The sequence below is a fragment of the Bradyrhizobium sp. HKCCYLRH3059 genome, assembly GCF_051168035.1.
GTDB lineage: Bacteria > Pseudomonadota > Alphaproteobacteria > Rhizobiales > Xanthobacteraceae > Bradyrhizobium.
The window spans coordinates 627,257-641,469 of the sequence record NZ_JBNPUF010000002.1 but is presented as its reverse complement, the minus strand read 5'-3'; the positions used below and the strand labels follow the sequence as shown (position 1 = coordinate 641,469).

Here is a 14,213-nt window from a genome sequence, read left to right as displayed (position 1 = left end):
GAGAGCGCATCCATGTCGCCGCAAGCCATGACAGAGGAAATCCGTCCCAACCGCGCCGCCGAGGCGCAGGCCATGGAGGAGGACGCGCGGCTCCGGGACGATATCCGGCTGCTCGGCCGCATCCTCGGCGATACCGTCCGCGACCAGGAAGGCGCCGAATTGTTCGACCTCGTCGAGCGCATCCGCCAGACCTCGGTGCGCTTCCACCGCGACGAGGACCGCCAGGCGCGGCGCGAGCTGGAGCAGATCCTCGACGGCATGACGACGGCTGAGACGGTCCGCATCGTCCGCGCCTTCAGCTATTTCTCGCACCTCGCCAACATTGCCGAGGACCAGAACAACATCCGACGCATGCGTGCCAGGAGCGACTCCAATGGCGGGGCCGGCATGCTGGCGGCGACGCTCGCTCACGCAAAATCCGCCGGGTTCGAGGCTTCCGATCTGCGCAAGTTCTTCTCGACGGCGCTGGTCAGTCCGGTCCTGACCGCGCACCCGACCGAGGTGCGGCGCAAGAGCACGATGGATCGCGAGATGGAGATCGCGATGCTGCTCGACCGCCGCGAGCGGATGCAGTTGACGCCGGACGAGCGCGAGGCCAATGACGAGGCGCTGCGCCGCGCCGTGCTGACCTTGTGGCAGACCAACCTGCTGCGCCGGACCAAGCTGACGGTGCTCGACGAGGTCACCAACGGCCTGTCGTTCTACGACTACACGTTTCTGCGTGAGGTGCCGCGTCTGCTGTGCTCGCTCGAGGATCGGCTCAATGACGGAGCGGAGGTGGCAGGCGATCTCGCCTCGTTCCTGCGAATGGGGAGCTGGATCGGCGGCGACCGGGACGGCAATCCGTTCGTCACCGCCGAGGTGATGCGCGGGACGCTCAAGCTGCAATCCAGCCTGGCGCTGCACTACTATCTCGAGGAACTGCATCTGCTCGGCAGCGAGCTGTCCATCGCCGCGCATCTCGCCGATGTCTCCGAGGAGCTGCGTGCGCTGGCCGAGCGCTCGCCGGACACGTCGCCGCATCGTCGCGGCGAGCCATATCGTCTGGCGGTGTCCGGCATCTATGCGCGCTTGGCGGCGACGGCGAAGAAGCTCGGTATCCAGATCAGCCGGCTTCCCGTGGCGGCGGTGGCGCCTTACGACAGCGTCAAGCAGATGCAGGATGATCTCGACGTGCTGCATCACTCGCTGATCGCCAACAATGCCGAGGTGATCGCCCGCGGGCGGCTGCGGCTGCTGCGGCGTGCAGTGGATTGCTTCGGCTTCCATCTGGCCCGGCTCGACATCCGCCAGAATTCGGCGGTGCACGAGCGCACCGTCGCCGAGCTGATCGACACCGCGATGCCGGGCATGTCCTACATGGCGCTGAGCGAGGATGCCAGGGTCGGCCTGCTTGTCAGCGAGCTGCGCAATGCGCGGCCGCTGGTGTCGCAATTCGTCAAGTACAGCGACGAGACCGTCGGCGAGCTCGCGCTGTTCCGCGCGGCCGCCGAGGCGCACGCGACGTTCGGTGCCGACGTGATTCCCCAGTGCATCATCTCGATGTGCAAGGGCATGTCGGACATGCTCGAGGTGGCACTGCTGCTCAAGGAGGTCGGCCTGATCGACCCTTCGGGCCGCTGCGCCGTCAACATCGTGCCGCTGTTCGAGACGATCGAGGACCTGCAGGCGTCCAGCGGCATCATGGACCGCATGCTGGCGCTGCACGATTACCGCCGCCTGGTCGACAGCCGCGGCGCCGTGCAGGAGGTCATGCTCGGCTATTCCGACAGCAACAAGGACGGCGGTTTCGTCACCTCGGGCTGGGAGCTCTACAAGGCGGAGATCGGCCTCGTCGACATCTTCGAGCGCCACGGCATCCGGCTCAGGCTGTTCCACGGCCGCGGTGGATCGGTCGGCCGCGGCGGCGGACCGAGCTACGACGCCATCATCGCCCAGCCGGGCGGCGCGGTGAACGGCCAGATCCGCATCACCGAGCAGGGCGAGATCATCTCCAGCAAATATTCCAACGCCGAGGTCGGACGTAACAATCTGGAAATTCTCGCCGCCGCGACGCTCGAGGCCAGCCTGCTGCATCCGCGGCAGCCGGCGCCGAAGCGCGAATATCTCACCGCGATGGACCGGCTCTCGGAGCTCGCGTTCAAGGCCTATCGCGGCCTGGTCTACGAGACCGACGGCTTCGTCGACTATTTCTGGGCCTCGACCGTCATCAACGAGATCGCGACCTTGAACATCGGCAGCCGCCCGGCCTCGCGCAAGAAAACCCGCGCGATCGAGGACCTGCGTGCGATCCCCTGGGTGTTCTCCTGGGCGCAGTGCCGGCTGATGCTGCCGGGCTGGTACGGCTTCGGCAGCGCGGTCGAGACCTGGATCGCGGAAAATCCGGAGCAGGGCATGCCGTTCCTGCGCGAACTTTATCAGGAATGGCCGTTCTTCCGCATGCTGCTGTCGAACATGGACATGGTGCTCGCCAAGAGCTCGATCGCCATAGCCTCGCGCTATGCCGAGCTGGTCCCGGACGAGGCCCTGCGCGAAAAGATCTTCGGCCGCATCCGGCGCGAATGGAATCTGGTGATCGAGACTTTGCTCGACATCACGGGGCAGGAGCGGCTGCTGCAGGGCAACCCGCTGCTGGAGCGCTCGGTGCGCAACCGCTTTCCCTATCTCGATCCGCTCAACCACGTGCAGGTCGAGCTGCTCAAGGAGCATCGCGCGCAGAACCCGGACGAGCAGGTGCTGCGCGGGATTCAACTAACGATCAACGGCATCTCGGCGGGGTTGAGAAATACGGGATGAGGGCGAGTGGCGAGTAGCGAATAGAGGGTCTATTCGCTACTCCCTATTCGCCATTCGCTATCTTCAGGGCTTCAGCGCACCCTGCGCACTCGTATAGACCGCATAGAGCGACGTCGAGCCGCAGATGTAGAGCCGATTACGCTGCTGGCCGCCGAAGCACAGATTGGCGACGGTTTCCGGAATGTGAATCTTGCCCAGCAACGTTCCGTCCGGGGCATAGCAACGTACGCCGTCCTCGTTCGGATCGCCCCAGCCGACCGAGCACCAGACCCGCCCGTCGCGATCACATCGGACGCCGTCGGAGATGCTGGGCTTAGGCATTTCGGCGAAGACCTTGCTGTTCGTCAGCTTGCCGGCGGCGTGATCGACGTCGAACACGCGGATATGCGCGGGATTGTCGGGCCCGTCAGTGAAGCCAGTGTCGATGACGTAAAGCTTCGTTTCGTCGGGTGAGAAGGCGAGCCCATTGGGCTCGACGAAGTCGTCGGCAACGACCTTGACCTCTCCCGATTTCGGATCGACCCGATAGACATTGTGCTTGTCCTGCTCGGGCGCCGCCTTGAGGCCCTCATAGAAGCCACCGATGCCGTAGACCGGATCGGTGAACCATATTGCGCCGTCGGCCGCGACCACTGCATCGTTCGGCGAATTCAATCGCTTTCCATTATAGCTGTCGGCGATGATCGTGATCGAGCCATCGAGCTCGGTGCGAGTGACCCGCCGACCGCTATGTTCACACGTGATCAGCCGTCCTTCTCGATCGATGGTGTTGCCGTTGGAATTCATCGACGGCTGCCGATAGACGCTGAGGTGACCATCGTCCTCGGAGAACCGCATGATGCGATTGTTCGGGATGTCGCTGAACAGCAGATAGCGACCGGCGGCAAAATAGACCGGGCCTTCGGCCCAGCGCATTCCGGTCGCGACGCGTTCTACGGCCATCGTGCCCGCGAAGGCAGGAAACTCCGCCGGCCCGAATGACAGCTTGGGTTTTTTCGACGACTCCAGGTGAGAGTCCGGATAGCGGCTGCCCGGCAAGGGACCGAGAGGCAGCGGATCTGTCGAGATTGTCGGTGCCCCGGTCTGGCCGAAGGGCGTGACGGTTGCAGCCGATGCTGACGTCACGGTTGCCGCGGCAGCGGCGAATGCCGCGGCTCCTTTCAGCAATCTGCGCCTGTCGAAGCCATCTGCTCCGACCAGCGAGTTCTGCGCGACGTCGTGTCGTGGAGTCGTCATATGTGTCCTCCCATTTTTTTGTTGGGAGGCGACCATACGACAGAATCGTGGCGACGTGCGGGTCGTCTCGATAAAAAGCAACTTGAGAGTGTGTGCGCTGCGAATGGACTTTGCGCGCTGCAAATCTCAGATCGGGTCCCAGCCGAACACGTCGGCGGAACGATCGAGCTTGTAGAACGACGGCTTCAGTGCCGGCATGCCATGCTCCGCAATGGTCTGCGGCGTCCAGCCTTCGCCGCGGTGCACCGAGCGCAATGGGCGCGACTGGCTCATCAGGAAGATCTCGTTCATGCGAACGGCGAAGATCTGGCCGGTGACGTCTTTCGAGGCATCGCCGAGCAGATAGGCGACGACGGGCGCGATCTTCTCGGGCCCCATCCGCTTCATGCGTTCGACGCGTTCCTTCTCGGCCTCGGTCTCCGCCGGGATGGTGCCGATCATTCGGCTCCAGGCAAACGGCGAGACGCAATTGGAACGCACGTTGAAGCGGCCCATGTCGAGCGCGATCGACTTCGACAGGCCGACGATGCCGAGCTTCGCCGCGGCGTAATTGGCCTGGCCATAATTGCCGATCAGGCCCGAAGTCGAGGTGAAATGGACGAAGGAGCCGCTCTCCTGCTCGCGGAACAGCCGCGCGGCGGAGTGAGCGACATAGAACGACCCCATCAGGTGCACCTTGATGACGGCTTCGAACGCCTCGATGCTCATCTTGTGGAAGATCATGTCGCGCAGGATGCCGGCATTGTTGACCACGCCGTCGAGCTTGCCGAAGTGGTCGGTCGCGGCCTTCACGATCCTGCTGGCCGGGATCGCCTCGGACACGCTCTCGAAATTCGCCACCGCCGTGCCGCCGCGCTTCTTGATTTCCTCGACCACTTCCTCCGCCGGCGCTGCGCTGGTGCCCGAGCCGTCGGAGGCGACGCCGGGATCGTTGACCACGACCTTGGCGCCTTCGGCGGCGCACAGCAGCGCGATCTCGCGGCCGATGCCGCGGCCGGCGCCGGTGACGATGACGACTTTGTCCTGGAGCGATTTGGTCATGAGAGGCTCTCCTTAGCGTGATGTGCTGTTCATCCTGCCCCGTTTGCGTCAGGGCTATTGCATTTGACGAGACGGCTCAGATCAGCCGGGCTGCCTGCCAATATGTTGCTCCGTCATGCCCGGGCTTGTCCCGGGCATCCACGTCGTTCCAAGGGCGCCGGACGACGTGGATGGCCGGGACAAGCCCGGCCATGACGACAAAACGAAAGAGAGCGACCGGAACGGCGAGCGTCGTTACCTCTCGTTCGTAAAGATGATCGTCCCCGATGCGGCGAACATGCCGCCGACGCCGTGACACACCGAGATCTTGGCTCCTGGTACCTGCGCCGGGGCGATGCCACGCATCTGGCGCACGCTCTCCTGCAACGCATACATGCCGTACATGCCCGAATGCATGTAGGACAGGCCGCCGCCATTGGTGTTGAGCGGCAGCTTGCCGCCGGGCCGTGTGTGTCCGGCGGCGATGAACGGTCCGGTCTCCTCATGCGGCATGAAGCCGAGATCACCGAGACCGAACAGCGGCAGATGCGCGAACGCGTCGTAGATCATGAGATGGTCGACGTCGGCATGGCCGATGCCGGCCTCCTTGAAGGCGAGGGGGCCCGCGACCTTGAAGGCGCGCGATGAATTGAACGTCTCCATCTGGCTGACCATCGGCGTCTCCACGCTTTCGCCGGTGCCGAGAACATAGACTGGCCTCTGCGGAAAATCCTTGGCGCGATCGGCCGAGGTCAGGATCAGCGCGCCGCCGCCATCGGTGACGAGGCAGCATTGCAGCAGCCGGAACGGGTAGGCGATCATGCGCGAGTTCAGCACGTCCTCGACGGTGATCGGGTCCTTCATCATCGCGCGCGGGTTCTTTGCCGCCCATTCGCGCTGTACGACGGCAACCATCGCCAACTGCTCATGGGTGATGCCGTACGTCTTCATGTAGCGCAGCACGGGGATCGGGAACATGCTGGGCGGCCCTGAGATGCCGAACGGCGCCTCGAACTGGCCCTGCAGGCTGTCCGGCGGGATCGAGCGCGGCAGCTTGCCGATCATCGATTTGCCGCTCTCGGCGTGGGTGATCAGCACGGTCTTGCATAGCCCGGCTTCGATCGCAGCCGCGGCGTGGCGGACATGCAGCATGAAGGAACAGCCGCCGACCGAGGTGCCATCGACCCAGGTCGGTGTGATGCCGAGATAATGGCAGATCTGCTGCGGCGTCTCGACCGCGGTGGCGAAGCCGTCGATGTCCGACAGCTTGAGCCCGGCATCGGCGATGGCATTCAGTGCCGCGTCCGCATGCAGCTGGATCTGCGACATCGTCGGGATGATTCCGAGCTCGGTGGTCTCGGCCGCGCCGACCACGGCCACCTGGTTTCGACGCATGGCGCTATCCTTTCGCCGGCCGGAACAGGGGCAGGGTGATCTGCTCGTCCATTTTCTCGAATGTGACTTCGAGGGCCATGTCGAGCTCCAATGCCTCCGGTGTCTGCGGGCAGCCCGTGATGTTGCTCATCATGCGCGGGCCCTCTTCGAGCGCCACGACGGCAATGGCGTAGGGCGGCGTGAAGCCGGGCGCAGGGGGACGATGGTTGATGACGTAGCTGTAGAGCGTGCCTTTGCCCGTGGCCTTGAAGACGCTGACCTTGCGGCTGGCGCAGGCCGGACAGAACGGGCGCGGCGGGAAGTAGACGTGGGTGCAGGCGTCGCAGCGCTGCAGCCGCAATTCGCCGGCGCGGGTGCCGTCCCAGAAATGCTGCGTCTCGGGTGTCGGTTTGGGGCGTGCACGCATCGGCTCGGCCATCCCGGTTGATCCTCCCTGCGGCGGGCTCCGTCGCCCGCTCCTTTGTATCCGTGATGCGCCATTTGACGCAGACGCGTCAACGGTCCATCACGCCACGCATGCGGCCCTCCGGGAGGCGCAGAGGTGTTTGGACGGCAATTGCCGCCTGATGAAAATTGGTCTTTGATGCTGGGAGTATGATCGGAGCCGAGATGAAGCTGCGTGACATCGCCCATTCCAGAACTGGCGACAAGGGTGACACCTCGAACATCTCGGTCATCGCCTACGACCCCAAGGATTACCCGCTGCTGCTCGCACAAGTCACGGCCGAGCGGGTGAAGGCGCACTTCGCCGGCATTGTCCAGGGCGGGGTGGTCCGCTATGAGCTGCCCAACATTGCGGCGCTGAATTTCGTGATGAGCCGGGCGCTCGGCGGCGGGGTCACCCGGTCGCTCGCGCTGGATGCGCACGGCAAGTCGCTGAGTTCCGCGCTGCTCGATCTGGACATCGCGGCCGATGCCGCAGACACGCGATAGGATGCCATGACCGTTTCGAATCCGACCCTGGCCGCGCTGGCCGACGATCTCGCCGCCGGTCGCACCACGTCCCGCAAGCTGGTGGAGGAGTGTCTCGCCCGGATCGCCGATCCCGCCGGTGAGGGCCAGCGCGCCTTCATCCATGTCGACAAGGAGGCCGCGCTGGCGGCGGCCGACGGCATGGACGCGCTGCGCAAGGCCAATGCGGCGCCGTCGCCCTACGCCGGCATTCCGGTCTCGATCAAGGACCTGTTCGACATCAAGGGCCAGGTCACCCGCGCCGGCTCGCGGGCGCTGGAGGATTCCGCGCCGGCCGAGGCCGATGCGCCGGCGGTGGCGCGGCTGCGCCGGGCCGGCTTCGTCGTGATCGGCCGCACCAACATGACCGAGTTCGCTTATTCCGGCATCGGCATCAACCCGCATTACGGCACGCCGAAGAGCGCCTGGAAGCGCGACGTCGGCCATGTGCCCGGCGGCTCGTCGTCGGGCGCCGCGGTCTCGATCGTCGATCGCATGGCCTATGGCGCGCTCGGCACCGACACCGGCGGCTCCTGCCGCATTCCCGCGGCCTTCAACGGCATCACGGGCTACAAGCCGACGCAGGCCCGCGTGCCGCTCGACGGCGGCGTGCCGCTGTCGACCACGCTCGACAGCTTTGGGCCGCTCGCCAACACGGTCGCCTGCTGTGCCGTCCTCGATTCCGTGCTGGCCGACGAGCCGGTCCGCCCGCTCGCGTCGCGCCCGGTGAAGGGTTTGCGGCTTGCGGTGCCCACCACGGTCGTGCTCGACGAGCTCGATGTCGAGGTCGCCGAGACCTTTGAGCGGGCGCTGCAGACGCTGGCGAAGCAGGGGGCGCTCATCGAGCGTATCGAATTCCCCGAGTTCCTCGACGTCGGCCTGATCGGCATGAAGGGCGGCTTCGCCGCCGCCGAGAGCTACGCCTGGCACCGCTTCCTGCTGACAGCCAAGGGCGACGTCTACGATCCGCGCGTGTCCGTCCGTATCATGCGCGGCGAGGCGATCACCGTGCCGGATTACATCGAGATGCTCAACGCGCGCCGCTCGCTGGTGAAGCGCGCCGCTGCACGCATCGCGCCCTACGATGCGCTGGCGATGCCGACCACGGCCAACGCGCCGCCTGTCATCGCCGATCTCGCCGACGACCAGGCCTTCGCCCGCGAGAACATCCGCGCTTTGCGCAATTGCACCTTCATCAACATGATCGACGGCTGCGCCATCTCGCTGCCGGCGCACCGCCACGGCGAGGTCCCGGTCGGCCTGATGCTGGCGCAGTCCGGCGGCCAGGACCGCAAACTGCTGGAGATCGCGGCTGGGGTCGAGGGCGTGGTGCGGGGCTGAGTAGGGAAAGAGCCCGGCGTTCCGACGCCGGATGGGAACCTGTCGTCGTTACGGTATCATCGACATGGATGCTACCGGAAATCGGGTGGTGCCCCGCTGGCCACTCCGTAACACTGTCGTCATTCCGGGATGCGCGCCCTTGCGCGCAGGCGCGGAATACATGACCACGATCGTACGTATGGATTCCGGGCTCGTCGCTTCGCGCCGCTCCGGAATGACAGCTGGAATGTCCGAATGACCAGGCTCAAACAGGCTGCGCTCGACATCGATACTCCCGCCGCGATCGGGATCGACCAGCTCGATTGGGCGATGGTCGAACGCGATCTCGATTCCAGCGGCTGCGCCGTGTTGACGCAGCTGCTGTCGTCGGAGGATTGCCGCGCCCTGGCGGCGCTCTATCCGGACGACCGGCACTTCCGCAGCCGCGTCATCATGGCGCGGCATGGTTTCGGCCGCGGCGAGTACAAATATTTCAGTTATCCGCTGCCCGATCCGATCGCGCAGTTGCGGCCGCGGCTCTATTCGCATCTGGTGGCGATCGCCAACCGCTGGAATGCGACGATGGGGATCGACATCCAATTTCCCGCCGAGCACGACGACTTCCTGGCGCGCTGTCATGAGGCCGGCCAGACGCGGCCAACGCCGCTCTTGCTGCAATATGTCGAGGGCGACTACAACTGCCTGCACCAGGATCTCTATGGCGAGCACGTGTTTCCGCTGCAGGTCGCGATCCTGCTGTCGGAGCCGGGGCGCGATTTCGAGGGAGGCGAGTTCGTGCTGACCGAGCAGCGGCCGCGCATGCAGTCGCGCGCCGAGGTGGTGCCGCTCCGGCAGGGCGATGCGGTGGTGTTCGCGGTCCACAATCGCCCGGTCCAGGGCACGCGCGGCAGCTACCGTGTCAACATGCGTCATGGCGTGAGCCGGCTGCGTTCCGGCCGGCGGCATACGCTCGGCGTGATCTTTCACGATGCGAAGTAGCATATGACGGATCTGTTCGATGGATTTGAGATCGCCGGACCGGCGCGCGAGCCGCTCGCGCCCGGCGCGGTGCTGCTGCGTGGTTTTGCGCAGCCACATGCGACGGAGCTTCTGGCCGCGATCGAGGCGATCACCGCGCAGGCGCCGTTCCGCCGGATGATCACGCCCGGCGGGCACCAGATGTCGGTGGCCATGACGAATTGCGGCTCGGTCGGCTGGGTGACGGACCGCAGCGGCTATCGCTACGATCCCGTTGATCCAGACAGCGGACAGAGGTGGCCGGCGATGCCGCCGCTGTTGCGACAGCTCGCCGAGCAGGCGGCGAGCGAGGCAGGCTTTGCCGCCTTCGCGCCCGATGCCTGCCTGATCAATTGCTACGAGCCCGGCGCCAAGATGTCGCTGCATCAGGATCGCGACGAGCGCGACGTCGGCGCGCCGATCGTCTCGGTGTCATTGGGCCTTCCCGCGACGTTCCTGTTCGGCGGCCTCAAGCGCTCCGACAAGACGCAACGCTATCGGCTGGCCCATGGCGACGTCGTCGTCTGGGGCGGCCCGGCGCGGCTCGCCTTTCACGGCGTCGCGCCGCTCGCCGATGGCGAGCATGCTCGGCTCGGCCGCCGGCGCATCAACCTGACGTTCCGCCGCGCCCGATAGTCCTGGCCGCTCTGTGACGTTCCTCATTTTGCAGCGGGCATCCCTGGCTCTATGCTGCGCCCGGGAGAGGGGCCATGAGCACTGTCGAACTTGCGGACGAGCGGGCGCCTGCGGCGGCGCGAATAGGACTTCACCTTGCGCTGCTGCAGCTGGTGCTCACGCTGCTGTGGACGACCTACGTGATCTATCTGCCGAAGCTCGCCGCCCAGGCCGGCATCGCGCCCTCCGCCGTCGTTCTGATCCTGATGCTGGACCAGGCGATCTTCACATTGTCCGATACCGCGATGGGACTTGCGGCCGATCGCATCGGGCGCGCCGCCGCGCGGTTCGGTCTCTTCATCGGCCTGCTGACTGCGGTATCCTGCGCCGCCTTTGTCGCGCTGCCTTTCGTGGCGGCGTCCGCAGGTCCAGCGGTCTTCATCGGACTGATCGCGATCTGGGCGCTGACCTCGTCGGTCTTGCGCGCGCCGCCCTTGACGCTGCTCGGGCGCCATGCGGCCCGGCCGGCCATTCCGTTCCTGGCAGCGCTGGTCATGCTCGGCTATGGCGTGGCCGGCGCCGTGTCGCCCTATCTCGGCGTGATCCTGCGCGACTACGATCCGCGCCTGCCGTTCGTCATCTCATCGGCCGTGCTGCTGCTGACGGCGCTCGGTCTCTCGCGCATTCCGCAGGATAGCGGTCGGGCAGCGCAAGCAGCTGCCAAGCTCGAGCCCAGGCCACTGCGGGGACTGCCCCTGCTGTTCATCGGCGCCATGGTGATCCTCGCGCTCGGCTACCAGCTGCATTTCAGCATCAACAGCTCGGCCTTCTATCTCCGCTTCGCCAGGCCGGAGGACCTTTCCTGGCTGATGCCGGTGTTCTGGATCGGCTTCAACCTCGTGCTGTTCCCGGCCAGCGTGGTCGTCAAGCATCGCGGCGGGCTCATCGTGATGGGATTCGCCGGTCTGCTCGGTGCGCTCGCGATCGTGATCGCCGAGCTCGCGGGCGCATTGACCGTGCTGATCGTGGCGCAGTTCATCGCCGGGGCGGCCTGGGGCTGCATGATGATGAGCGCCATTTCCGCGGCGCTCGCGATCGGGACGAACGGCGCCGAGGGCAAGGTGACCGGGCTCGTGTTCTCGGCGCTGGCGCTGGCAACCTTCGCGCGGATCGCTGCCGTCGCCGGCGGTCTGCAGAAGTTGCCAGACTATGCGCCGCTGGTGCAGTGGGCGCCGGTCGCGTGCTGGCTCGTGGCCGGCGCGGGCCTGCTGGCGATGGCCGCCGCCGGATTGCAGGGACGCCGCGCGTCCCCGCCGTGAGGTCGATCAGATCCCTGGAGGCTTCGACGGATGGATGAAGGCCCAGGGCGAGACCTCGGAGTCGCGCGGCACCTCGATGTCGATCAGATATGGCCCGCCATGCGCCAGCGCCGTCTCAAGCGCGGATTTGAACTGATCGGGTGACGTGACCTTGCTGGCGGCGACGCCGAAGGATTCGGCGAGCGTGACGAAATCCGGATTGACGAGATCGGAGGCGACGACGCGGCCGTCGAAGCGTTCACGCTGGTCGCGCCGGACATTGCCATAGGAATTGTTGTTGAACACCAGGGTGACGACGCCGATGTTGTATTGCACGGCAGTCGCCAGCTCCTGCACGGCGAACATGAAACCGCCATCGCCGGTGATCGCGACCACAGGTCTGTCGGGATGCGCCACCTTGGCACCGAGCGCGGTGGGAAAACCCGCGCCGAGCGTGCCCTGATAGCCCGAGGTGATGAAGGTGCGCGGCTCGTAGACGGGAAAGCCGTACCAGGAGGCGAAGCCGACCTGCGACAGTTCGTCGGTGACGATGGCGTCGCGCGGCAGCACCTCGCGGAGCACGTTCAGATAGGCCATCTGCGGCTGTACCTTCTGGATCTCCTGCAAGGTCGCTGCGGTGACCTCCCGGATCGCGGCGCGGCGTCCCGAGCTCTTGCGGTACCCCGCCTTGCTCACAGCCGCGATGAGCGCGGCCGTGCCCGCCTTGGCATCGGCGACGATGCCGGCGTCGACGATCAGGCGCCGCATCTCCACCGGGTCGATGTCGATGCGGATCGACTTCAATCCATCCGGCTTGAACGGCCAGCGGAACGTGGTCGGCAGCTCCATGCGGGTGCCGATGCCGATCATCAGATCGGTGGTCGGCCACAGCTTGTAGGCTGAGGCCATGGTAAGCCCGAGCTCGTGTGCATTGGAGACGATGCCGCGTCCTGACCGGAAGGCGACGACCGGCGCGTCGATCATCTCGGCGAGCTCGAGGATGTCCTCGCGCGCCTCGATTGCGCCTGAGCCGACGAAGATCATCGGCGCCTTCGCGGACGTGATCAGCCCGGCCGCCTTGGCGATGCGGTCGGGATCGGGCTGCGGCGGCGCGAACTGTGCCAGCGGCATCGCCGCGGCGGTGGCCGCCTTCTGCGTGAACACGTCCCACGGCATCTCGAGCGCAGCGGGGCCGCGCCGCCCCGACATCATCTCCTGGAACGCGCGCGCGACCTGCGTCGGCGCGCAGTCGGGATATTCGATGCGCTCGGCCCATTTGACGAAGGTGCGCAGGGTCGCGAGCTGGTCCGGCATCTCGTGCAGATGGCCGCGGCCGCGGCCGAGATAGTCGGTCGGCACCTGGCCCGTGAGGCACAGCACCGGCTCGTTGCAGCCGAAGGCGGTGAGCAGTGCCGCGCCGGCGTTGAGCACGCCGGGACCCGGCACGACGCTGAACACGCCGGGCCTGCCGCTGGCGCGGGCATAGCCGAACGCCATGTAGCCGCAGGCCTGTTCGTGGCGGGCGCCGACGACCTTGAGCTGCGCCTGGTGGAAGGCATCGAACAGGCCATAGACCTGCGCTCCAGGCAGGCCGAACACGGTGTCGACGCCGTGGGCGACGAGCCCGCTGACGATGGCTTCGCCGCCGGTCATGGTGGTCATGCTGACATTCCGTTGCTGACTTTACAGAGCTTCGTCGACGACGCCATTGCGCAAGGTGCCGACGCCCTCGGCTTCGATCTCGATGACGTCGCCGGGCTTCAGATAACGCGGCGGATCGAACCGTGCACCGGCGCCGGTGGGCGTGCCCGTCACGATCACGTCACCGGGGACGAGCGTGGTGAAGGTCGAGATGTAGTTGATGAGGTAGCGGAAGCCGAAGATCAGCCGTGACGTGCGGTCGTCCTGGCGCAACTCGCCATTGACGCGCGTCGTCAGCCGGATATCGGCAATCTGGCTCTCATTCGTGTAGGGCACGATCCAAGGCCCGAGGCTGCCGGTCGAATCGAAGTTCTTGCCTTGTGTGACGTTGAACTTGGCATGCCGCACCCAGTCGCGGATGGTGCCCTCGTTGCAAAGCGTGAGTGCGGCGATGTGATCCAGCGCCTGGGCCTCCGGGATGTGACGGCCGGCCTTGCCGATGATCAGCACGAGCTCGCCTTCATAGTCGAGCTGCGGCGAGGCGCGGGGACGCACCAGGGGCGTTTCATGGCCGACGAAGGAGCGCGGCGTCCGCATGAACATCGACGGATATTTCGGCGCGTCCTGGCCATCCTTGTATTCGGCATTGCGGTCCGGATAGTTGACGCCGATGCAGATGATCTTCTCCGGCGAGGGGATCGGCGGCTGCCAGGTGATCGCGTCGAGGCCGTGATCCGGCGACAAGCCGGCTGCAGCATCGATCAGCCGGGGCAGGGCGCCGGCGGCAATCGCTTCGCGCAGGGTCGGATAGTCCTTGGCAAAGCGCGCGGAGAGATCGACGAGGCCCTTGTCGGTCACGAGCCCGTAGCGGACCGAACCATCGACGGCATAGGTGGCGAGGCGAGGGGAGGTCATGGGCAGTTC

Annotated in this window: 12 protein-coding genes; 6 read left to right on the top strand and 6 right to left on the bottom strand. The window is 65.9% G+C overall.

The genetic code is table 11. The features are described 5' to 3' along the window. Window positions 1–12: 12 nt before the first annotated feature. On the top strand, window positions 13–2,796 hold the full coding sequence (gene ppc, locus ACQR13_RS09870) for a phosphoenolpyruvate carboxylase (RefSeq protein ID WP_315749197.1): 2,784 nt from the start codon (window positions 13–15) through the stop codon (window positions 2,794–2,796). Between the two features lie 63 nt (window positions 2,797–2,859). Here ppc and ACQR13_RS09865 read toward each other — a convergent pair whose 3' ends face one another. From ACQR13_RS09865 to ACQR13_RS09850, 4 genes are all read right to left on the bottom strand, one after another. Beyond that, complete coding sequence (locus ACQR13_RS09865) at window positions 2,860–3,738, bottom strand: SMP-30/gluconolactonase/LRE family protein (RefSeq protein ID WP_315714998.1); 879 nt, start codon at window positions 3,736–3,738, stop codon at window positions 2,860–2,862. A gap of 420 nt (window positions 3,739–4,158) precedes the next feature. After that, window positions 4,159–5,073 carry an SDR family oxidoreductase gene (locus ACQR13_RS09860; RefSeq protein WP_315749198.1) on the bottom strand — a complete coding sequence of 305 codons (915 nt, stop codon included), beginning with the start codon at window positions 5,071–5,073 and terminating at the stop codon, window positions 4,159–4,161. 234 nt (window positions 5,074–5,307) lie between these two features. Continuing rightward, window positions 5,308–6,447, bottom strand: coding sequence for a thiolase C-terminal domain-containing protein (locus ACQR13_RS09855; protein ID WP_316185188.1), 1,140 nt, complete (start codon window positions 6,445–6,447; stop codon window positions 5,308–5,310). 4 nt (window positions 6,448–6,451) lie between these two features. Beyond that, entirely contained in the window at window positions 6,452–6,865 is a 414-nt protein-coding gene (locus ACQR13_RS09850; protein WP_434862786.1) for a Zn-ribbon domain-containing OB-fold protein, read from the bottom strand. A 191-nt stretch (window positions 6,866–7,056) separates the two neighbouring features. On the opposite strand from ACQR13_RS09850, the gene ACQR13_RS09845 reads away from it, so the two are divergent. From ACQR13_RS09845 to ACQR13_RS09825, 5 genes are all read left to right on the top strand, one after another. Further along, window positions 7,057–7,380 carry an AtuA-related protein gene (locus ACQR13_RS09845; RefSeq protein WP_315714924.1) on the top strand — a complete coding sequence of 108 codons (324 nt, stop codon included), beginning with the start codon at window positions 7,057–7,059 and terminating at the stop codon, window positions 7,378–7,380. Window positions 7,381–7,386: 6 nt separating this feature from the next. Beyond that, complete coding sequence (locus ACQR13_RS09840) at window positions 7,387–8,739, top strand: amidase (protein WP_315714923.1); 1,353 nt, start codon at window positions 7,387–7,389, stop codon at window positions 8,737–8,739. A gap of 234 nt (window positions 8,740–8,973) precedes the next feature. After that, window positions 8,974–9,717 (top strand): 2OG-Fe(II) oxygenase, encoded by a 744-nt coding sequence (locus ACQR13_RS09835; RefSeq protein WP_434862785.1) that lies wholly within the window; start codon window positions 8,974–8,976, stop codon window positions 9,715–9,717. Between the two features lie 3 nt (window positions 9,718–9,720). Then, a complete protein-coding gene (gene alkB, locus ACQR13_RS09830) occupies window positions 9,721–10,371 on the top strand; it encodes a DNA oxidative demethylase AlkB (protein WP_315714921.1) in 651 nt (216 codons plus the stop codon). A gap of 74 nt (window positions 10,372–10,445) precedes the next feature. Further along, on the top strand, window positions 10,446–11,669 hold the full coding sequence (locus ACQR13_RS09825) for an MFS transporter (protein WP_434862784.1): 1,224 nt from the start codon (window positions 10,446–10,448) through the stop codon (window positions 11,667–11,669). Window positions 11,670–11,675: 6 nt separating this feature from the next. Here the strand turns inward: ACQR13_RS09825 and ACQR13_RS09820 are convergent, their stop codons facing one another. Both ACQR13_RS09820 and ACQR13_RS09815 read right to left on the bottom strand, forming a co-directional pair. After that, window positions 11,676–13,310, bottom strand: coding sequence for a thiamine pyrophosphate-dependent enzyme (locus ACQR13_RS09820; protein WP_316185192.1), 1,635 nt, complete (start codon window positions 13,308–13,310; stop codon window positions 11,676–11,678). A 21-nt stretch (window positions 13,311–13,331) separates the two neighbouring features. Beyond that, window positions 13,332–14,204 (bottom strand): fumarylacetoacetate hydrolase family protein, encoded by an 873-nt coding sequence (locus tag ACQR13_RS09815; protein ID WP_315826359.1) that lies wholly within the window; start codon window positions 14,202–14,204, stop codon window positions 13,332–13,334. Window positions 14,205–14,213 lie beyond the last annotated feature (9 nt).